Origin of the sequence: Streptomyces sp. HP-A2021 (assembly GCF_022807935.1) — a bacterium.
In the GTDB taxonomy this organism is placed as follows: domain Bacteria; phylum Actinomycetota; class Actinomycetes; order Streptomycetales; family Streptomycetaceae; genus Streptomyces; species Streptomyces afghaniensis.
In genome coordinates this window covers 8,857,136-8,878,544 of sequence record NZ_CP094344.1, presented here as the reverse complement: position 1 = coordinate 8,878,544, position 21,409 = coordinate 8,857,136, and the positions used below count along the sequence as shown (strand labels likewise).

General features: G+C 72.2%; 11 protein-coding genes. 9 read left to right on the top strand and 2 right to left on the bottom strand.

Translation table 11 applies throughout. The features are described from left to right. The first annotated feature begins 2 nt into the window (after positions 1-2). The 6 genes from MQE23_RS39975 (at position 3) to MQE23_RS39950 (ending at position 14,851) form a co-directional block, all read left to right on the top strand. Entirely contained in the window at positions 3-6,251 is a 6,249-nt protein-coding gene (locus MQE23_RS39975; protein ID WP_243381706.1) for a non-ribosomal peptide synthetase, read from the top strand. 57 nt (positions 6,252-6,308) lie between these two features. Continuing rightward, positions 6,309-10,307, top strand: a complete 3,999-nt coding sequence (locus tag MQE23_RS39970; protein WP_243381704.1) for a non-ribosomal peptide synthetase — start codon at positions 6,309-6,311, stop codon at positions 10,305-10,307. A gap of 22 nt (positions 10,308-10,329) precedes the next feature. After that, positions 10,330-10,542, top strand: coding sequence for an MbtH family protein (locus MQE23_RS39965; RefSeq protein WP_020275214.1), 213 nt, complete (start codon positions 10,330-10,332; stop codon positions 10,540-10,542). A 50-nt stretch (positions 10,543-10,592) separates the two neighbouring features. Next, entirely contained in the window at positions 10,593-11,321 is a 729-nt protein-coding gene (locus tag MQE23_RS39960; RefSeq protein WP_020275213.1) for an alpha/beta fold hydrolase, read from the top strand. 36 nt (positions 11,322-11,357) lie between these two features. Continuing rightward, positions 11,358-12,182 carry an SDR family oxidoreductase gene (locus MQE23_RS39955; protein WP_020275212.1) on the top strand — a complete coding sequence of 275 codons (825 nt, stop codon included), beginning with the start codon at positions 11,358-11,360 and terminating at the stop codon, positions 12,180-12,182. 113 nt (positions 12,183-12,295) lie between these two features. Continuing rightward, positions 12,296-14,851, top strand: a complete 2,556-nt coding sequence (locus tag MQE23_RS39950; protein WP_243382907.1) for an amino acid adenylation domain-containing protein — start codon at positions 12,296-12,298, stop codon at positions 14,849-14,851. A 33-nt stretch (positions 14,852-14,884) separates the two neighbouring features. Here MQE23_RS39950 and MQE23_RS39945 read toward each other — a convergent pair whose 3' ends face one another. Beyond that, complete coding sequence (locus MQE23_RS39945) at positions 14,885-16,996, bottom strand: acyltransferase family protein (RefSeq protein ID WP_243381703.1); 2,112 nt, start codon at positions 16,994-16,996, stop codon at positions 14,885-14,887. A 333-nt stretch (positions 16,997-17,329) separates the two neighbouring features. Between MQE23_RS39945 and MQE23_RS39940 the strand changes: the two genes are divergently transcribed. Beyond that, on the top strand, positions 17,330-17,938 hold the full coding sequence (locus tag MQE23_RS39940) for a GPP34 family phosphoprotein (protein WP_037671618.1): 609 nt from the start codon (positions 17,330-17,332) through the stop codon (positions 17,936-17,938). Between the two features lie 94 nt (positions 17,939-18,032). Here the strand turns inward: MQE23_RS39940 and MQE23_RS39935 are convergent, their stop codons facing one another. Beyond that, on the bottom strand, positions 18,033-19,595 hold the full coding sequence (locus MQE23_RS39935) for an aromatic amino acid ammonia-lyase (RefSeq protein ID WP_128092646.1): 1,563 nt from the start codon (positions 19,593-19,595) through the stop codon (positions 18,033-18,035). A gap of 141 nt (positions 19,596-19,736) precedes the next feature. On the opposite strand from MQE23_RS39935, the gene MQE23_RS39930 reads away from it, so the two are divergent. Both MQE23_RS39930 and MQE23_RS39925 read left to right on the top strand, forming a co-directional pair. Then, positions 19,737-20,771 carry an ATP-binding cassette domain-containing protein gene (locus MQE23_RS39930; protein WP_243381701.1) on the top strand — a complete coding sequence of 345 codons (1,035 nt, stop codon included), beginning with the start codon at positions 19,737-19,739 and terminating at the stop codon, positions 20,769-20,771. Beyond that, on the top strand, positions 20,768-21,409 hold the full coding sequence (locus tag MQE23_RS39925) for an ABC transporter permease (RefSeq protein ID WP_243381700.1): 642 nt from the start codon (positions 20,768-20,770) through the stop codon (positions 21,407-21,409). Before MQE23_RS39930 ends, MQE23_RS39925 begins: the two co-directional genes overlap by 4 nt.

The following is a 21,409-nucleotide window of genomic DNA, read 5'->3' as shown; positions in this document are numbered from 1 at the left end:
CGGTGACTCGGTCCGGAATCGCCGACATCCTGCCCCTGTCGCCGTTGCAGGAGGGGCTCCTCTTCCACGCCCTCTACGACGACGACCAGAGCCCCGACGTGTACGCCGCCCAGCAGATCCTGGAGCTCACGGGCGACGTCGACCCCGCCGCCGTACGAGCCGCCGGGCAGGCCCTCCTCGACCGGCACCCGAACCTGCGGGCGTGCTTCCGCCGCCGGGACGCCGGCCGGCCGCTCCAGATCGTGCCGACGGACGTCGTACTCCCGTGGGCCGAGGCCGATGTGTCGGCACTCGGGGAGAGGGAGCGGGAGGCGGCCTGGCAGCGGCTGCTCGACGAGGAGCGTGCTCGGCGCTTCGACCTCGCCAAGCCCCCGCTGCTGCGTCAGCTGCTCGTCCGCTGGGCCCCGGACCGCTACCGGCTGCTGATCACCAACCACCACATCCTCCTGGACGGCTGGTCCAAGCAGCTGCTCGTCCGGGAGTTCACCGCCCTGTACGGGGGTGAGCATCCGACCGTCCTGCCGCACGTGCCGCCGTACCGCGACTACCTGGCGTGGCTCGCCGGGCAGGACCGTACGGCCGCCGAGGAAGCCTGGCAGGACACCCTGTCAGGGGTGGTCGAGCCCACCTTGCTCGTCCCCGGAGCCCCGGCCACGACCGTCCTGCCGCACGAAGTCGTCGTCGAGCTCTCCGAGAAGCTGACCGCCACCGCCGAGAGGACGGCTCGCTCGCTCGGCGTGACCCTCAACACCCTCGTCCAGGGCGCATGGGGTGTGCTGTTGGGCCGGCTGACCGGCCGCACCGACACCGTGTTCGGCCAGACCGTGACGGTCCGCCCGCCGGAGCTGCGGAACGTGGCCTCGATGGTCGGCTTCTGCATCAACACCGTCCCCACGCGCGTCCGCTGGGACGACGGCGACTCGGTCGCCGATCTGCTCACCGGCATCCAGAGCCGGCAGTCGGGCCTGCTGCCCCATCAATACCTCGGCCTCGCCGACATCCGGCGCGCCACCGGCACGGGCGATCTCTTCGACACCCTGCTGGCGTTCGAGAGCTACCCCGCGCCCGCCGACAAGGGCGCCTCGCGAGTCACCCAGCTCACCGGCCGTGACGCCACCCACTACCCGCTGACCCTCTCCGTACTGCCCGGCCGCAGCCTGGCGGTTCGGCTGTCCTACCGGCCCGACGTCCATGACGAGAGCGGGGCCCGTGCGCTCCTGGACCGTTTCGCCGCTGTGCTCGCGGCCCTGGCGACCGCGCCGTCGCGTCCCGTCCGAGAGGTGTCGGCGCTGCTGCCGGGCGAGCGGGAAGAGCTGCTCGGTGAGATGCGTACAGCGGAAATTCCGGATGCCACGCTCCCCGAACTGTTCGCCCGCCAAGTCGAGCGCAGCCCCCTCAGCACGGCTGTCGTGTACGAGGGCATCCGACTGACGTACGCCGAACTGGACGAGCGCTCCAACCGCCTGGCCCGCCTGCTCGCCGGGCGAGGCGCGGGTCCGGAGCGCCTGGTCGCCCTGTCTCTGCCGCGCACGCCCGATCTGGTCGTGGCCATTCTCGCGGTGCTGAAGACCGGTGCCGCGTACCTGCCGATGGACCCGGAGTACCCGGCGGACCGCCTGGCCTTCATGCTCGACGACGCTGATCCGGTGCTGCTGGTGACCACGGACGGCGCGCCGGTGGCAGGCACGGTCCCCGCCGTCACGGTGGCCGAGTCGCTCACCTACCCCGCCACACCGCTGACCGCCCCGGCCGCCGCCCCCGGCAACAGGGCCTACGTCATCTACACCTCGGGCTCCACCGGCCGTCCCAAGGGCGTCGAGATATCCCACCGGAACGTCGTACGGCTCTTCGACTCCACCCGCCACTGGTTCGCATTCGGCCCTGACGACGTATGGACCCTCTTCCACTCCTACGCCTTCGACTTCTCGGTGTGGGAGCTGTGGGGCGCGCTGCTGCAGGGCGGCACGCTCGTGGTCGTGCCGTTCACGGTGAGCCGTGAGCCGGAGGAGTTCCTGCGGCTGCTCGTACGCGAGAACGTCACGGTGCTCAACCAGACGCCGTCGGCCTTCGGAGAACTGCTGCGCGCGGACGCCGCGGCGCCGTCGCTCGGTCGGCGATTGTCCCTGCGGTACGTGGTGTTCGGCGGCGAGGCACTCGACTTCGCGCGGGTCGCCGAGTGGTTCACCCGGCACCCGCGGGAAGCGCCCGTGCTGGTCAACATGTACGGCGTCACCGAGACGACGGTCCATGTCACGGGCCTGCCCCTGACCGAGGACAGGGCACGCGCCGCCACCGGCTCCATCGGGCACGCCATCCCCGACCTGCGCGCCTATGTCCTGGACGCGGGGCTGCGGCTCGTACCGCCGGGCGTGGTCGGCGAGTTGTACGTCGCCGGGGCGGGCCTGGCACGCGGGTACCTGGGCCGGCCTGGGCTGACGGCCGGGCGGTTCGTGGCCGACCCCTTCGGCAGGCCCGGCGAGCGCATGTACCGTACGGGTGACCTGGTGCGCCGGTCGGCGGGCGGTGAGCTGGAGTACGCGGGCCGGGCCGACGACCAGGTCAAGATCCGCGGCTTCCGTATCGAACCCGGCGAGGTGGAGGCGGCCCTCGCCGACCACCCGGACGTCACACAGGCAGTCGTCCTCGTACGGGACGAGCGGCTGGTCGGCTACGTCGTAGGAGGCGCCGTCGACGCCGGCGAACTGCGGCGCCACGCGGGCCGCACGCTGCCCGAGCACATGGTCCCGGCCGCCGTGGTCGTCCTGGACCGGCTGCCGTTGACCGCGAACGGCAAGCTGGACCGGGCCGCCCTGCCCGAGCCGGTGGCACCGTCCGGTGAGGGCCGCGCCCCCCGTACCCCGCAGGAGGAGATCCTGTGCGGGCTGTTCGCCGACGTGCTCGGTCTGCAGGCGCACCGGGTGGGTGTCGGCGACGGCTTCTTCGACCTGGGCGGCGACTCCCTGCTCGCCATGCGGCTGGCCGACCGGATCAGGGCCGCCCTCGGCAGGGCACTGCCCGTGCGCGCGGTCTTCGAGGACCCGACCCCCGCCGGGCTGGCCGGGCAGCTCAGCTCCGGAGACGACGTACGGCGCCCCGAACTCGCCCCGGGGGAACGCGGACACGCCCCGATCCCGCTGTCGTACGCGCAACAGCGGCTGTGGTTCATGAGCCGCCTCGACGGGGGCGACACCACCTACACCGTCCCCTGGGCCCTGCGGCTCGACGGCCCCCTCGACCGGGAGGCGCTCCGGGCCGCGCTCGCCGACGTCGTGGCCCGGCACGAGCCGCTGCGCACGCTCCATCCCGACTTCCAGGGGACTCCGTACCAGCGGATCCTCGACGCGGAGGCGGGCCGCCCGGAGCTCGCCGTCGCTGCGGCGACCGAGGCGGAACTCCCCGCGCTCCTCACCGCCGCCGCTCGGCACCGCTTCGACCTCGCGGCCGAGACCCCGCTGCGCACCACCCTGTACGCGCTCGACGACGAGACGCACGTGCTGCTGCTGCTCGCCCACCACATCGCCGTCGACGGCTGGTCCAGGGCACCGCTGCTGCGCGACCTGGAGACGGCGTACGCCGCACGGACCGCCGGGGAAGTCCCGCAGTGGCGGCACCTGCCCGTCCAGTACGCCGACTTCGCCCAGTGGCAGCGCGAAGCACTCGGCTCCGCGACCGAGCCCGGCAGCCCGATGAACCGTCACCTCGCGTTCTGGCGCGAGGCGCTGGCGGACGCCCCCGACGTGCTTCCCCTCCCGGCCGACCGTCCGAGGCCCGCCGAACCCAGCGGCGACGGCGGCCGGGCCGGCTTCACCATCGACGCCGGACTGCACGCGGACCTCGCCGGCCTCGCCGCCACCTCCAAGGCCACTCTCTTCATGGTGCTCCAGGCGGCGCTCGCCGCGCTGCTCACCCGGTTCGGCTCAGGCACCGACATCACCCTCGGCACCCCGGTCGCCGGACGCGACGACAGCAGGCTGGACGACCTGGTCGGCTTCTTCGTCAACAGCCTGACCCTGCGCACCGACACCTCGGGCAACCCCACGTTCCGCGAACTCCTCGACCGGGTCCGGGACTTCGACCTGGCGGCCTACGCCCACCAGGACGTGCCCTTCGACGTCCTCGTGGACGCCCTCAGCCCGCAGCGCGACCTCGCCCGCCACCCGCTCTTCCAGGTCGTGATCGCCTTCACCGGCCACGGCACCGAGCCGGAGCCGTCCCTGCCCGGGCTGATCGTCGCCGGCGAGCCCATCGAGACGGGGGCCGCCCGCTTCGACCTCTGCCTCTATCTGCGTGAGCGCCGCAACGCCGACGGCGGCCCGGCGGGCATCGACGGTGCCGTCGAGTACAACACCGACCTGTTCGACCCGGCCACCGCCGAGCGGATCGCCCGAGCACTGGTCCGCTTCCTGACCGCCGTAGCTGCCGACCCCGGGTCGCGCGTCGAGGACGTCGACCTGCACGGGGACGACGTGCACCGGGAAGTGGTGCGGCAGACGGCTGTCTCCCTGCCGGGCCTCCCGGCCGCGCCCGCCGGACAGGAACCGGCGACACCGGCCGAACGCATCCTCGCCGGGCTCTTCCGCGAGCTGCTCACGTTGCCCGAAGTCCCGCTCGACGAGGACTTCTTCGCCCTCGGCGGCGACAGCATCTCCACGATCCGGCTGGTGAGCCGGGCGGCCGAGGCCGGGGTCGTGATCAGCGCCCGGGACGTCTTCAAGTACCAGACGGTGAGGGAACTGGCGGCGGTGGCCCGGGGGGCGGCCGGCGCAGGCATGAGGCCCGTCCACGCGCCCGGTGACGGCACGGGTGCCGTCCCGCTCACTCCGATCATGCGGTGGCTGTTCGAACGCGGTGGCCCGATCGGCCGGTTCAGCCAGTCCGTCCTGCTGACGGTTCCCGCGGGTGCCGGTCTGCAGCCGCTGACCGACGCCCTGCAATCCGTGCTCGATCACCACGACATGCTGCGTTCGCGGCTCACTCCGGCTCGGGAACTCCACGTCAGCCCGGTCGGCCAGGTACGTGCCGCCGATCTGCTCGACCGCCGGGACACCTCCGGCACGTACCTCGCATCGGACGCGGACGCACTCCACACGATCGTGACCGAGGAGTTCGAACGGGCCGTGGGACTGCTCGATCCGGTGGCGGGGGCGATGATCCGGGCGGTGTGGTTCGACGCCGGAGCGGAGCGAGCCGGGCGGCTGTTGCTGATCGTCCACCACCTCGCCGTGGACGGGGTGTCCTGGCGCATCCTCGTACCCGACCTGGAGGCCGCCTGGGCGGCCGTCGCCGCCGGGCGGCGGCCCGAGCTGCCGCCCGTCGGCACCTCGTTCCGCCGCTGGTCCCTGGCGCTGGTCGAGCAGGCGCGCACGCCGTCGCGGGTGGCCGAGGCCGAGCTGTGGCTCCACATCGCGGACGCGCCCCGCGCCCCGCTGGGCTCCCGGCCGCTCGACCCCGACCAGGACACCGCCGCCACGACACGCTCGCTGCGGCTGACCCTGCTGCCGGAGACGACGGGCCCGCTGCTCACCACCGTCCCGTCCGCCTTCCGCGCCGGCACCCAGGACGTCCTCATCACCGCTCTCGCGCTGGCCGTGGCCGAACAGCAGGGCTCCCCGCACGTCGTGCTCGACGTCGAGGGGCACGGCCGTGAGGAGCTGGCACCCGGGCTCGAACTGTCACGCACCGTGGGCTGGTTCACCTCGCTCTACCCGGTCCACCTGGACCTGTCGGGCATCGACCTGAGCGATGCGCTGGCCGCCGGGCCCGCCGCCGGCATCGCCGCCGCCCGGGTGGCCGAGCGGCTGCGCGAACTCCCCGACCATGGCGCCGGGTACGGCCTGCTGCGCCACCTCAACCCCGACACGGCAGCCGAGTTGGCCAAGGCACCCACTCCGGCGATCGGCTTCAACTACCTCGGCCGGGTCACCGCCCGTGACACCGCCGACGCCACCGCATGGACCTTCGCCCCCGAGTCGTCGGCGCTCGGCACCGGTTCCGACCCCGACCTGGCCGCCGCCCACGTCCTGGAGGTCAACTCGCTCGTCCGTGACACCGGTTCGGGTCCGCACCTGGTGGCCGACTGGTCATGGCCCGACGGCGTGCTCACCGAGCCGGAGGTGCGGGCGCTGGCCGAGTCCTGGTTCGCCGCGCTCACCGCTCTCGCCACCCAGGTCGACCGGAGAGCCTCGGGCATGTCGCTGAGGGGACTGGAGCAGGACGAGCTCGACGAACTGGCCGCGGGCCTCGACGGCTGATCACGTGAACCAGTGGACCACCCGGACCAAACGGACCAGACAGCGAGACGAGACGACATGACGCAGCCCGCGACGCGGAAGCCCGCGCCGGCCGACGTACTCCCCGTGACCCCGCTCCAGGAGGGTCTGCTCTTCCACGCCCTGTACGAGCACGAACGGGACGCCCCCGACGTGTACCTCGTACAGCTGGTCTTCGAACTCGAAGGCTCTGTGGACGCCGGCCGCCTCCGCGCCTCGGCCCAGGCGCTGCTGGACCGACACCCCAATCTGCGGGCGGCCTTCCGGCGGCGTCGCGGCGGCCAGCCGGTGCAGGTCGTTCCGCACCGGGCGACGCTTCCCTGGGCGGAGGCCGACCTGACGGCTCAGGGCGTCGACACGGAGAAGGCGTGGGCCCGGCTGCTGGACGAGGACCGGGGGCACGGGTTCGACCCGGCCTCCCCTCCCCTCCTGCGCTGCACCCTGGTCCGCACGGGCGAGCGCCGCCACCGGCTGCTCGTCACCCACCACCACGTCCTGCTCGACGGCTGGTCGGTCTCCGTACTCCTTCGGGAACTGCTCGCCGTGTACGCCGCCGACGGCGACTCCTGCGTGCTCACGCCCGTCCCGCCGTACCGCCACTTCCTCCAGTGGCTGGAGGGCCGGGACCGCGCGGCCGACGAGGCCGCCTGGCGGGACGCGCTGGACGGCGTGACGGAACCGACCCGGCTGGCCCCGTCCGCCACGCCGGGCGCCACGGACCTCGCGCAGGCGCGCATCGAGCTGCCGGCCGACACCGGGGCCGCGCTCACGGCCCGCGCCCGGAGCCTCGGCGTCACCATGAACACCCTGGTTCAGTCCGCCTGGGCGATCCTGCTGGGGCGGCTGACCGGCCGCGACGACGTCGTGTTCGGCACCACCGTCTCCGGCCGCCCGGCCGAACTGCCCGGCGTCGAGTCGATGGTCGGCCTGTTCATCAACACCATCCCGACCCGCGTCCGGCTGCGCCCCGCCGACACCCTGGGCGACCTGCTGCACCAGGTCCAGGAGGGCTACGTCCGCCTCCTCGACCACCACTACCTCGGCCTGGCCGACATCCATCGGGCCGTCGGGGTCCCGGAACTCTTCGACACACTCCTGGTCTTCGAGAACTATCCGGTGGACCCGGAGGCGATGGGTGAGGGCGGGGTCGTCCAGCGCACGGGCAGTGCAGGCGGGGACAGCGAAGAGCGTGAGGGTTTCCACGTCACCGGCTCCAGCGGTCGCGACGCCACCCACTACCCGGTGACCCTCGTGGCCCTTCCCGGCCCCCGGCCCCGCTTCCGGCTGGCCTACCGACCCGGCCTGTTCGACGCCGACTGGGCCGACGCCACGCTCGCCCGTCTGGTGCGGATCCTGGAGGCCATGGCGGCCGGCCCCGAGCTCCCGCAGGGCCGCCTGGGTCTCCTCGCACCCGGGCAACTCCCCCGGCACGCCGAGCTCCCGCCGCCCCCGGGCCGTACCCTCGGCGACCTCTGGTCGGCCCAGGTCGCGGCCACCCCGGACGCCGACGCCGTACGCGACCGCGGCACCCACCTCACGTACGGGGAACTGGACGCCCGGGCCGGACAGTTGGCCGCCCGGCTCGCCGCCCTCGGCGCGGGCCCCGAGCGGGTCGTCGGCATCGCCCTGCCCCGTACGGCGGAGCTGATCGTCGGAGTCCTCGCCGTGCTGAAGTCCGGTGCGGCCTACCTGCCGCTCGACCCCGCGTACCCGGCCGACCGCCTGGCGTACATCGTCGCCGACGCCCGGCCGGTCGTCGTCCTCGCCACGACGGAGACGGCGGGAGCGTTGCCGGAGGGTACGCCGCTGCTCGATCCAGGCAGGGAAGGCAGTCAGCAGGCGATTGAGCCCAAGCACTTGAGCCCGTCCAACCTCGCCTACATCACCTACACGTCCGGTTCCACCGGCCGCCCCAAGGGCGTCCTGGCCACGCACCGGAACGCCGTCGAGTTCGTCGAGTGGACGCATGCCGAGTTCGGTCCGGACCGGCTGGCCAGGGTGCTGTTCTCGACCTCGCTCAACTTCGACGTGTCGGTGTTCGAGATCTTCTCGCCGCTGCTGTGCGGGGGCCGCATCGAGATCGTCGAGAACCTCCTCGCGCTCACGGACGGCACCGCCCGGGACGTCGGCCTGATCAGCGGCGTGCCCACGGTCATGGCGACTGTGCTCACCGAACGACCGGCCGTGTCCCCGCACACAGTGGCCCTCGGCGGGGAACCGATCTCCGAACAGCTCCGCGCCGACGTCGAGGCCGTCTTCCCCGGGGCGCGGCTCGTCAACTTCTACGGGCCCACCGAGGCGACGATCTACGCCACTGCCTGGCAGTCGGACGCCGACTCGGATGACAAGGCGGGCCCGCCCATCGGCCGCGCCCTCGCCCGCAACCACGTCCACCTCCTCGACCACGCCCTGCATCCCGTGCCCGACGGAGCTGTCGGCGAGGTGTACGTCGCGGGTGGCGGCCCCGCGCGCGGCTACCTCGACCACCCGGGGCTGACGGCCGAGCGGTTCGTCGCCGACCCGTTCGGCGGGCCGGGGGAGCGCATGTACCGCACGGGTGACCTGGCGGTGCGCGGCTCGGACGGTCAGCTGCGCTTCCTGGGTCGCGCCGACCAGCAGGTGAAGATCCGCGGCTTCCGTGTCGAACTGGGCGAGATCGAGGCCGTCCTCGCCACCCATCCCGCCGTCGCCCAGGCGGCAGTCACGGTACGCGAGGACGGCCGCGGCGAGAAACAACTCGTCGCGTACGTTGTCCCGTCCGAAGGGGCACAGCCGGGAGTCCGAGGAGGATCGCGGCTCCCGGGTGCGACGAAGACCGCCGACGACCTCCGCGAGCACCTCGCCCGGGCCCTCCCCGCCCATATGGTCCCCTCGGCGTTCGCCGGTCTGGGCTCGCTCCCCCGCACCGCCAGCGGCAAGCTGGACCGCAAGGCGCTGCCCGCGCCGGATGAGCGGTTCACGGCGAAGACGGCGCCGCGTACCGGGCGGGAGGAGACCCTGCGGGCAATCTTCGCCGAGGTCCTCGGACTCACCACCGCTTGCGTCGGCGTCCACGACAGCTTCTTCGACCTCGGCGGCCACTCCCTGCTGGCCCCCCGCCTTACCTCGCGCATCCGTGCCGAGCTCGGCACCCAACTGCCCATGCAAGCCCTCTTCGACACACCGACCGTGGCCGCGCTGGCCCGACGGACCACCGAACGCGAGGCCCCCGAAGCACCGCGCGCCGACCGGCCCGGCCAGTCCGGTACGGCGCCTCTCGGCCCCCTGCTACCCCTGCGTACCCGAGGCGACCGCGCCCCCCTCTTCTGCTTCCCCCCGGCCTCCGGCCTGGCCTGGGGCTTCGCGGGGCTCGCCCGCCACATCGACCCGGGCCGCCCGCTGTACGGACTGCAGTCCTGTGGGCTGATCCCGGGGCAGAAGCCGACCGGCAGCCTGGCCGAGGTGGTGGCCGAGCACACCGCCCGTATCCGCGAGATCCAGCCGCGCGGTCCGTACCACCTGCTCGGCTACTCCATGGGCGGCCTCGTCGCGTACGACGTGGCCGTCGGCCTCCAGGCGGCCGGAGAGCAGGTCCCACTCCTCGCGCTGCTGGACTCCTTCCCGGGGGCCTGGCTTCGGCAGGGCCCCGCCCCGTCCGACCGCCCGGCACTGCTGCGCAGCCTCCTGTCCATCCTGGGCCGCGAGGTGCCCGAGGACGAGACGGACCCGCTGACGGACAGCAGCTTCGCCGAACTGGTCCGCCGTGTGCCCGACATGCCCGGCAGCCTCGCTGACGCCGAACTGGCGGCGCTGGTCGACGTGACGGCGAACAACCGCCGCCTGCTGGGCGAGTTCGCTCCCACCTCGTACCGCGGCGACCTGCTGTTCTTCACCGCCGAGGCGGATCCGGACGCGGTGCCCGGACGCTACGGCTCCTGGCAGCCGTACGTCGAAGGCCGCATCCACAACCACGACATCCCCTGCACCCACGGAGAGATGACCCGTCCCACGTCACTGAGCCGCGTCGGCCCGGTGCTGGACAGCCACCTCCGGAAGTAACCACGAGCCCCCAGGAGGAGAGATGACCACCAACCCTTTCGACGACGACAGCATCGAGCACTTCGTCCTGGTGAACGACGAAGGCCAGCACTCCCTGTGGCCCTCGTTCGCCGAGGTGCCGGCCGGCTGGACGATCGTCCACGGCGCCGCCGGCCGTCAGTCCTGCGTGGATTACGTCAACGCGCACTGGACCGACATGCGCCCGGCCAGCCTGATCGAGGCCATGGGCGAGTGACGCCGGACCAGTGAAACCCGTACCACCCCACCAAGGAGACACCGACGGCCATGCCCACGGATGACCAGACCAACGCAGCCGGCGCCCTCAAGCTGGTGTGCCTTCCGTATGCCGGAGCGGGCGCTTCGTTCTACCGCCCCTGGGCCGCCATGGCCGGGGACGCGGCACAGATCCTGCCTCTGCAACTGCCCGGCCGTGAAAGGCTCATCGACGACGAACCACACCGGGATGTGCACAGGGCAGTGGACGGACTCGTGGTCCAGCTGCGGGAACGGCTCGGCGCCGGTGACCACAGGGTTGCCCTCTTCGGGCACAGCCTCGGTGCCGTACTCGCCTACGAACTGGCCCACCGTCTGGTCGCCGAGCCCGGTGTCGAGCTCGTCCACCTTTTCGTCAGCGGGTCGCCGGTGCCCGACCGCGGTCGTGAACAGCGGGCCAGCGGCCTGTCCGACGAGGACTTCCTCGCCCGCGTCCGCGAGCTGGCGGGCTACAGCCACCCCGCGCTCGACGACCCCGAGATGCGTGAGCTGGTCCTGCCGACCCTGCGCGCCGACGTCGAGATGCACGAGACCTACGTACCGAGCACCCGCCTCCCGCTGGACGCGCCCCTCACGGTCGTCCGGGGCGAGGACGACGACCTCGTCACCCACGACGACGCCGCGTCCTGGAGCAAGGCGACCGGCCGCGACTTCGAGCACGTCGAACTCCCCGGCGGCCACATGTACCTGACCGAGTCCGCGCCCGCCCTGGTCGGCCTCATCGTCTCGACGCTGCGCTGAGCGTTCGCCCCCCTCACGACTCCCAAGGAGTATCCGATGCGGCTGCAAGGCAAGTCGGTCCTGATCACCGGCGCCGCCCGCGGACTCGGCCGGACCGCAGCGGTCGCCTGCGCGGCCGAGGGCGCCGACCTCATCCTCCTGGACATCTGCGCCGACCTGCCGGGCGTGCCCTATCCGCTGGGCACGCCGGGCCAGTTGGAGCACACCGCCGCGCTGTGCCGGGAGGCGGGAGCGGCGGTCCTCACCTCCGAGGCCGACATCCGCGACCTGCGCGCCGTGCGGGAGGCCGTGACTCGCGCCGAGGACCGGTTCGGCCGGATCGACGTCGCCGTCAACAACGCGGGCATCGCCGCTCCCTCGGGCAAACCGGTGCACGAGATCGATGAGGACGAGTGGTCCCTGATGATCGACGTGGACCTCTCCGGGGCCTGGCGGGTGGTCCGCGAGGTCGGCAAGGCGATGAGCGCCCGGCGCGCCGGCAGCATCGTCAACGTGGCGTCGACGGCTGGGCTGGTGGGCTACCGGCACTTCGCCGGGTACGTCGCCGCCAAGCACGCCGTCATCGGTCTCACCAAGGCCGCCGCGCTCGACTACGCGCCCACGAAGGTCCGCGTGAACGCGGTCTGCCCGGGTTCGGTGCGCGACGACGAGCGGGCCGAGGGCCGGATGCTCGCCGAGATCGCCATGGCGCTGGAGGTGCCCGTCCACGAACACGAGAAGACCTTCGCCGCGGCACAGCCCATGAACGCGCTGATCGAGCCCGAGGACGTCGCCGCCGCCGTCGTCTTCCTCGCCTCGGACGAGTCCCGGCAGATCACCGGGTCGGTCCTGACCGTGGACGGCGGGTTCAGCATCCGCTGAGCGCCCCTTCCCGCTCATCGATCTCCCGCTCCCCCGCTCTCCCCGCACCAAGGAGTACGGCCGTGTCCGCCTCGCCGCCCGATCCCCTCCCCGCCCCCGCCCACTGCCACGCGATGCGCGTCCGCCCGGCCCCCTCCCAGGAGCCCACCGGCCGACAGGGGGTGTGGATCGATGACCTCCCCCTTCCGTCCACGGGCCCGCTCGCCGAACGCCGCCGCGCCACCGAACTCGCCCGCCCGGCCCGCACCCCCCGCCGAGTCCAACTCCGTTATGCCGACGGCCTGTCCGACCTGATCGTTGTGGCCCCGCGACGCGGCCCCCACCGTGCGGCAGCACCGCCGGCTCCCGCGCCCGCTCCGGCCTGGGGCCTGGCCGACGACGGCCCCGAGACCGCCTTCTCCGTCCTCCTGGAGCACGAAGGCGACGAGGCGAGCTGGCTCACGGCACTCGCCGTCACCCTGCGCCGCTACGACCCCGATACCCAGCCGGTCATCGGCACGGATCAGGGCGAATTCACCGTCGAACCGGCCGCCACGCTCGGCGAGTCGAAACCGTCGCTCGCGTCGGGCCCGGCGCTCGCAGGCCTGCTGTTCGGCAACCCTGTCGACGGCAGTGGGCTGGGCGAGGGTGGGGTCGAGGGCGAGTACGTGCCCTGTCTGGCGCCCCCGTTTCCGCTCACCGTCTCCGTCTTCCGGGACTCCGGCGGCCTGCGGCTGCGCTGCGACCACCGGAGCAGCCATGTCTCGGCGGACATTGCCGCACAGTTCGTACGGCACCTCGTACATGTGCACCAACAGGTCCTGCACGCCCCACAGACGCGGATGGACGATGTCGAGCTTCTCGACGAGGCCGAGCGGACCCGCACGGTGGCACTCGGCCGCCCGCCCCGTGCCCTGGCCACCACGCCGATGAGCGTGACGGAGGCGTTCGCCCGGGTCGTCGCCGCGACTCCGGACCGTATCGCTGTGACCGACGGCGAGGCCGGTCTGACGTACCGGGAACTCGACGAGCGCGCAACACAGTCGGCATCGCGCCTGCGGGCGCTCGGCATCACCGGCGGCGACCGCGTCGGCGTATGCCTGGAGCGCTCCGCCGAACTCGTCGTCACCCTGCTCGCCGTACTGAAGGCCGGTGCGACCTACGTGCCCGTCGACCCTGCCTACCCGGCCGACCGGCTCGCCCACACGGCACGGGACGCGGAGCTTGGTGTGGTGGTCACTCGGCTTCCCGGGTTCCCGTCCGTGGCGGGGTGCGTTCAGGTGACGCCGGACGAACTGTTCGACGAGGCGGCCGCCGCGAGCGGCACGAGCCTGCCGCACCCGTCACCCGACGAGCCTGCCTACGTCATCTACACCTCCGGCTCCACCGGCCGCCCCAAGGGCGTCGTCGTACCGCATCGGAACGTGATCGCCCTGATCGACGCGACGCGCGAGGAATACGCGCTCACCGGGGCGGACGTATGGACGTGGTTCCACTCCAGCGCGTTCGACTTCTCGGTGTGGGAGATCTGGGGCTGCCTGCTGACCGGCGCACGGCTGGTCGTGGTGCCGTACTTCGTCTCCCGTGAGCCGGACCGCTTCCGCGATCTACTCGTGGCCGAGAAGGTCACCGTGCTCAGCCAAACCCCGTCGGCCTTCGCGCAGCTACTGGAGGTGGACCACACGGAGGTAGGCGTACGGGTGGTCGTCCTCGGCGGCGAACCCCTCGACGCCCGGGTGCTGCTGCGGTGGTTCGACCGGCACCCGGAGTCCGCCTGCCGCGTGGTGAACATGTTCGGCATCACGGAGACCACCGTCCATGTCACCGAGCAGACCCTCACCCGGAAGCTGGCGCTCGCCACCACCCGCTCGGTCGGCCGCGCCCTGCCCGGCTGGCACCTGTACGTGCTGGACCAGTACGGACGGCTCCTGCCCCCTGGAGTCGCGGGCGAGATCTACGTGGGCGGTTCCGGCGTGGCACTCGGCTACCTGGGCCAGGAGGAACTGACGGCCCAACGGTTCCTACCGGACCCCTTCACCGGCGGCCCGATGTACCGCAGCGGCGACCTCGGCCGCCTGCGCCCCGACGGACGCCTCGAACACCTCGGCCGTATCGACAGCCAGGTCAAGATCCGCGGCTTCCGCATCGAACTCCACGAGATCCGCTCCGTCCTGCTGGAGGACCCCCAAGTGCGCACCGCGGCCGTCGTCGTACGCCGCGACGACCCGGCCGACGCCGCCACGGCCAGGATCGACGCCTACGTGGTCCTGTCGCCCGGGGCCGACCCCACCACGATCCGCGAACGGGCAGCGGGTATCCTGCCCGACTACATGCTCCCCGCCACGGTCTCGCCGGTGGACACGCTCCCGCTGACGCCCAACGGCAAACTCGACACAACGAAGCTCCCCCCGGTCGGCCGCCCACCGGCACCCGGGAATGCGGTCCCCGCCAGGGCGGCTACGGCCACTGACGACCTCACCGCGCCCCTGACAGAGATCTGGAGCGACATCCTGGGCGTCCCTGTCGGCCCGGACGATGACTTCTTCGAACTCGGCGGCAACTCCCTCTTCGCCGTCCGCATCACCGCCGCCCTACGCACCCGTGGCCTCCCGCCCCTGCGCCTGCGAGAGCTGTACCGTCACCCGACGATCCGCGAAACGGTTGCGAGTCTCAGGACCTTGGACGGATGACGGGCGTCCGCGGCTCTCCCTTGCTTTTGGTGCTCAGCGCGCGCCAACGAGATGATCCAGCGACGGCGCCAGAACCGGGGTGAGCGCCTCGGCGTAGGCCTCTGAGAGGTGGCTGTCGTCGCGGTAGACGGCGGTGTCGGCGACGACCACAGGGCAGATGCCGGTGCGGGAGGCGCAGAGCCAGGGGGTGGGGTCGATGACTGTGGTGGCCGTTGCCGATGCGGCGGTCCGGATGGCTGCGCCACGGGTCGCGTCGCGGGTCGCCTCCGGCAAGTGATGGGCGCAGGAGCGCAGTTGCAGGGAGTTCCTGGCGGCGCAGTCGATCGGGTCGCCCTTGGGCCATGGGGTGTCGAGCAGGGCGGCGACCCGGGCGCCGGAGATGCCCAGGTCACGGAAGGTGTTCTCGAAGCCGGTGGCCCACTGGTGGAGGGGGTTGGCGGCGGGGCGGGCCGGGTCGCCGGCGTCCGAGGAGGAGACGACGACCAGGTCGGGGCGCAGTGTCTTGATCCTCGCAATGGCGTTGGAGCGCCAGGTGTCGCAGGCGGTGTACGGCTTGTGGCCGCTGACGATGGTCACGTCGGCGACCTTGCAGGAGGCCTTCGTCAAAGAGACCAGCTTCCAGCCGCGTGCGGTCGCGAGCCGTTGCAGGGCCGGGAACCACTGGGCCGCGTGCGAGTCGCCGAAGAGGACGATCGTGCGGGAGGATGACCGGTCGCCGTAGACGCAGGGCCGGGCGCGGGTGGCGGAGTGGTCGACGTGGCAGCCGTCCCGGTAGACCGCGGAGCGGGAGGACTTCACCTTCGGCAGGGGCGGGGCGAGGTTACTCGGCAGGGCGGTGGGGGACGTCGTCAGGAGTTCGGTGAGACGGGCCTGCGGGGCCGGTGCGTCGGAGAGTGCCCGCGCCAGCGCGGGCGCGGGGTCGCCCACCTCGATCGTCGGCGGGACCGCCGTCGCCGTCAGGGACAGCGCCGAGGCGCCCGCAGACAGCGCGGCCCCGAGCACCAGGGCTCGGCGGGGGCGCCTGCGGAAGACCCGGTGGAAGCGGACCGGGTTCTCCACGAGGCGGAGAGTCAGCCACGCCAGGCCCAGCGCCGCCGCGGACAGGCCGATCGCGAGCAGCACGTCGGCCGTGCCGTCGGCGCGGCCCAGCGCCGCCGGGGCGATGACCAGCAGCGGCCAGTGCCACAGGTACCAGCCGTACGAGAGTCCGCCGAGCCACACCAGCGGTCGCCGCCCCAGCAACCACGCGGCGCCCTGCGAGGTGGGAGCGCAGCCGCCGGCCAGCACGAGCGCGGTGCCGGCGACCGGCAGCAGGGCGTGGTGGCCGGGGAAGGGCGTCTCGTCGTCGTACCAGAGCGCTGCCAGCGTGACGCAGGCCAAGCCGAGCCAGGTCAGCGGGGCCGCGAGGGCGGCGGGCAGCCGTTCCAGCCGGCCGGTGGCCAGCGCCAGGAGCGCACCAGCACCCAGTTCCCATGCCCGGGTGAGGGAGCCGAAGTACGCCCAGGGCGCCGAGGAGTTCGTCACGAGAACGCCCGCCGCGAACGACCCCAGGCACAGTACCCCGAGCGGCACCGCGACCAGTCGGCGCCGACCGCGGGTGACCCGCCAGGCGAGCAGCAGGAGCAGAGGCCACACCAGGTAGAACTGCTCCTCCACGGCAAGCGACCAGAAGTGCTGGAACGGTGACGGCGGGCTGTTCTGGGCGAGATAGTCCGTACCGGCCGCCGCAAGCCGGAAGTTGACCGCGTACAGTGCACTGGCGAGGGCGTCACCCGCGTACTCGGCGAGCCGCGCTTCCGACAGGAACAGCCAGGCCGCGCCCAGCGTGACGGCGATGACGAGGGACGAGGCGGGAAGCAGCCGCAGTGCCCGGCGGGCGTAGAAGGAACGGACCGACACCCGGCCGGTGGTGGCGAGTTCGCGCAGCAGCAGCGACGTGATGAGGAAGCCGGAGATCACGAAGAAGACGTCGACACCGATGTAACCGCCGCTGACCTGGGACACGCCGGCGTGGGAGAGCACCACCAGCCCGACGGCCACCGCGCGCAGCCCCTGGATGTCGAGCCGCAGGGCGTGGCCTCGGGTAGGCGCGGATCTGCCGCTCGTCGGGACGGTACGTATCTCGAGGGACATGATGCTGGGCATCGGGGGTGACTCCTCGGGCCGACTGACTGGCATGTTTCAGCCAAGAAGACCTGTCCGGCCGCCATACGATTCCACCGTTGGCACCCCGACTTCGCTCACGCGAGAAGGTTCAACCGCGGGAAACCATGGGTTCATCCTGATTCAGCCCGGAAGGACGCACGCCGGCCCGGCCACTGGAGCAGGTTCGTCAGGCGGTCCGGGACAGGGCCCGCCTGGGGTGCGGCTGCCGCCCTGGCTCCGTAGGCTCGTACGGGAGTGCTGCCGGCGGGCCGAGGCACATCCGGCGCACCGCGTCGCCCGCCTCCAGCTCCTCGATGTGACGTGGAGCCACTCATGACCACACCAAGGGACCTTTTGATCACCGCCATGGATTTGGCGGCCAGTCGCGCGCTGGAGCGAGGCGATCTGTCACTCGCGCTCGCGGGAGCCGAGCTGATCGACCTCCTGGATGCCCGAGCCGTCACACTGGCCGGTGACCACATCGTGCCGAGTGACCGGCGCTCCATGACCGATCGGATGCTGGACGAGGCTGCGTCGTCGCTCGCGCGGCAGGCGCCGTACGACTCGGTCGACGCCTGGCTGTGGCGCAGGGGCCGCGACCTGGCCGAGGCCTATCTGGCCGTCCTCGAAGCGGAAGGGCAGCTCAGCCGGCAACGCCACCATCGCTGGATGATCTTCCAGCCCACTCACACGGTGCTGGTGGATTCGCCCGCACGCCGCCACGCGGCGAACCGCTATGCGTCGGATGAGCCCGTCCTCGCCGCCCTCGCGGCGGCCGCCGGCGTCGGCGACGAGCTGACTGAAGGGTCACCGGGCGTGGCCGACGAGGCCGTGGCGACCGTGCTCGCCGCCGTCCAGGACGCGGTCAGGGGTCTGGAGGCCGAACGGCAACGGCGAGCCATCGACGAGGCGGCCTTCGACAACGTCTGGCGGGGCGAATAGGGGCAGCATGCTCGATGGCGCAAGGTCCGCACGCTCGTTGTCGAGCGGGTCAGGCCGCCGTTTCCTGGAGGCGACCAGGGCCAAGCTCACACCTTCACTCGCCCCTCCTCCAGATGTCCGTGAACCGGTCGAGCAGTGCGGCCGCCGCCGTCACGTCATCCGTGAGCGGCCGGTCGGCCTGGTCCTCGTTGAGCACCGACAGGGCGAGCTCCTGCGCGCGGCCCACGGGTAGATCCGGATCGGGCCGGAGCTCGCGCTGGCGCAGCGCCCGTACGGCGGCGACGAGTTCGCAGCCGACGACCAGACGGTACGCACCGCATGCGCGCAGCGTCTGACGTGCGGCGAGCGAGGCGAAGCTGGCCTGTTCCTCGACGCCTCGGGAGAGTACGGCGTGGCCGAGCGACGCGGGTGCCGAGAACGCCCGCAGATCGCCGAGGGCGGCGCCGGCGGCGTACTCCAGGATCATGACGCCGGAGGAGGCGGGTTGATGGTCGGCGAGGAAGGGGCGCAGGCGGGTGTAGGCGGGCTCGTTGAGGGTGGAGAGCCGTGATGTCGACAGCCGGGCCACCTGGGTGAGGGCCAGCCTGAAGTGGTCCAGGGCGAGGGCGAGTTGGGACTGGTAGAAGCCGCCGTGGTGGTAGGCCGCCATGTCCTCGGGGGTGATCAGCGGGTTCTCGGCGGCCGCGTTGATCTCGATCGCGACGACCTCTTCCAGGGCGTCGGCCGCGTCATGGGCGGGACCGTGGACCTGGGGGAGGCAGCGGAAGCCGTACGGGTCCTGGAGCCGCCCGAGCGGCGGGGTGGGCCGGTCGGGGGCGCCGAGCAACTCCCGCATCCGCCGGGCGACTTCGACGGAGCCGCGGTGCGGCCGGGCGGCGTGCACGGGCGCGGCGTACGCCTCGTGTGCACCATCGACCGCCAGCACCGACAGGGCGCCGACGACCTGAGTGGCCTCCAGCAGCCCTCGCAGTTCGTGCAGGGCGAGCGCGGCCTGACCGAGTGTGAGGGCGTTGCTGCTGATGAAGGCGAGGGCGTCGTTGTTGTCGAGGTGCTGGGGCTCGGGAGCACCGACCACACCTCGCGGCTCGCCGGAAGCGCCGCCTGCGCCTGAGAAACCCGCTTCCCGCCACGGATGCTCCCCCGCCAACGCCAGTCCCGCCTGGGCCAGCGCCGCGATGTCCCCGGTGCCCACCGATCCGAACTCGTTGACGACCGGATACGCCCCGCTCTCCAGCGCCTCGCACAGCGCGGTGACCACGGTCGGTCGCAGCCCCGCACCCCCGGCCAGCAGCTGGTTGGCGCGGACGGCGAGCATCGCGCGGACCTGGCGGGCGGGCAGCTCCTCCCCGATGGCGCCGGCGTGGCTGCGCAGCAGCCGGAGGCCGTGCTCGGCGGCCGCCTCGGTGGGCACGTCCTCGTTCCGGTTGGCGCCGACACCGGTGGAGCGGCCGTAGACGCGTCCGGTCGCGGCGATCTGCCGTGCGGCGTCCCAGGACTCCGCCACCCGCTTCATCGCGTCGCTCCCGGGTTCCGGACGCGCCGTCCCGTCGGCGAGGCGCACGACGTCCTCGACCCGGAGTCCGATCCCGTCGAGGACCACTGGGCCGGTATACCCGGAAGACACAGCACCAGCCGCGTCCACGATCTGAGACGACATCACGCCCAAACTCCCCTCAAGGTGGACTTTCGATCTTGCCTGGCGGTCAGCCGTTACGTCGGATTAACGCCAAACCGTTGACAACCTATTCACGTACCGAGAACTCTGCATGACGTTATACAGCCGGGCAAGGGACATCTCATGATCCAGTTCGACGCGGTCCACAAGCGCTTCCCCAACGGCACGACTGCAGTCCACGACCTCACCCTCGACATGGCGGAAGGCGGCGTGACCGTCCTCGTCGGATCCTCCGGTTGCGGCAAGACGACCACCCTGCGCATGATCAACCGGATGGTCGAGCCGACCTCCGGCACCATCCGCGTCGGTGGCAAGGACGTCACCCGGCAGGACGCCGCCGAACTGCGCCGCTCCATCGGATACGTCATCCAGCAGGCCGGCCTCTTCCCGCACCGCACGGTGCTCGACAACATCGCCACCGTGCCGCTGCTCCTGGGCCACGGCCGCAGGAAGTCCCGGGCCCGCGCGGCCGAATTGCTGGAGACCGTGGGCCTGTCGGCCGAGGCCGGCAAGCGCTACCCGCACCAGCTCTCCGGCGGCCAGCAGCAGCGCGTCGGCGTGGCCCGCGCGCTCGCCGCCGACCCGCCGGTGCTCCTCATGGACGAGCCGTTCGGCGCGGTCGACCCGGTCGTGCGCGCCCAGCTCCAGGACGAACTGATCCGGCTCCAGCAGGAGTTGAGCAAGACCATCGTCTTCGTCACCCACGACATCGACGAGGCCGTACGACTGGGCGACCGGATCGCGATCTTCCGTACCGGTGGCCACCTGGTCCAGTGCGCCGCACCCACCGAGCTCCTGGCCCGCCCCGCCGACGACTTCGTGGCCGACTTCCTCGGCGCCGAGCGCGGTCTGAAGCTGCTCTCGCTGAAGACCCTCGCTGCCGTCCCGCAGGGCCCGGCCCCGGAGGGCGGTCCCTGGGCCCTCGTACTCGACGCGGCGAACAAGCCCCTGCACTGGGCCTCGGGCGATGCCGAACTCCCCGTACGACCGCTCAGGGACGACGACTCGCTGCTGTCGGCCCTCAACGAGTCCATCGCCTCCCCCACCGGCCTGATAGCCCGCGTCGACGCCGACGGCGTCCTCACCGGCGTCTCGTCCCGTGACGACATCCACCAGCACGCGGGGCAGGCCCACACGGAAGCCCGGGTGGCCGCATGACGATCGACTGGTCGTGGATCGGCGACCACACCGACGACCTCACCACCCTCACGGTCTCCCACCTCCAGGCCGCCCTGTCCGCCGTCCTCTTCGGCGTCCTGATCTCGCTCCCCCTGGCAGTGGTCGCCCACCGGATCCGCCCCCTGCGCGGCTTCCTGCTCGGCATCTCGAACGTCCTGTTCACCATCCCGTCGATCGCGATCTTCGTGCTCCTGCTGCCGGTCAGCGGCCTCACCCGCACCACCACCGTGATCGGCCTGACGGTCTACACGCTGGTCGTGCTGCTCCGGAACACCGTGGAGGGCCTCGACTCGGTCCCCGCGAAGACGAAGGAGGCGGCGAAGGCAATGGGCACGCGCCCCCTGCGCACGCTCCTCACGGTGGAGTTCCCGCTGGCGCTCCCCGTGATCATGGCGGGCGTCCGCATCGCGACGGTCATGTCGATCTCCCTCGTCTCGGTGGCGACCTACATCGGCGACGGCGGCCTCGGCCAGCTCTTCACCGACGGCTTCCAGCGCAACTTCCCGACGCCGGTGATCGCGGGAGTGGTCCTCACGATCCTCCTGGCCGTGGTCGCGGACGCGGCCCTGGTCGCCGTCCAGTACGTCCTGACCCCGTGGCGGAGGCGGCGAGCCTGA

Coding starts and splice junctions, on each gene's coding strand:
- MQE23_RS39970 (WP_243381704.1), top strand. CDS start 6,309: ATGACGCAGCCCGCGACGCGGAAGCCCGCGCCGGCCGACGTACTCCCC.
- MQE23_RS39965 (WP_020275214.1), top strand. CDS start 10,330: ATGACCACCAACCCTTTCGACGACGACAGCATCGAGCACTTCGTCCTG.
- MQE23_RS39960 (WP_020275213.1), top strand. CDS start 10,593: ATGCCCACGGATGACCAGACCAACGCAGCCGGCGCCCTCAAGCTGGTG.
- MQE23_RS39955 (WP_020275212.1), top strand. CDS start 11,358: ATGCGGCTGCAAGGCAAGTCGGTCCTGATCACCGGCGCCGCCCGCGGA.
- MQE23_RS39950 (WP_243382907.1), top strand. CDS start 12,296: ATGCGCGTCCGCCCGGCCCCCTCCCAGGAGCCCACCGGCCGACAGGGG.
- MQE23_RS39945 (WP_243381703.1), bottom strand. CDS start 16,996: ATGCCCAGCATCATGTCCCTCGAGATACGTACCGTCCCGACGAGCGGC.
- MQE23_RS39940 (WP_037671618.1), top strand. CDS start 17,330: ATGACCACACCAAGGGACCTTTTGATCACCGCCATGGATTTGGCGGCC.
- MQE23_RS39935 (WP_128092646.1), bottom strand. CDS start 19,595: ATGTCGTCTCAGATCGTGGACGCGGCTGGTGCTGTGTCTTCCGGGTAT.
- MQE23_RS39930 (WP_243381701.1), top strand. CDS start 19,737: ATGATCCAGTTCGACGCGGTCCACAAGCGCTTCCCCAACGGCACGACT.
- MQE23_RS39925 (WP_243381700.1), top strand. CDS start 20,768: ATGACGATCGACTGGTCGTGGATCGGCGACCACACCGACGACCTCACC.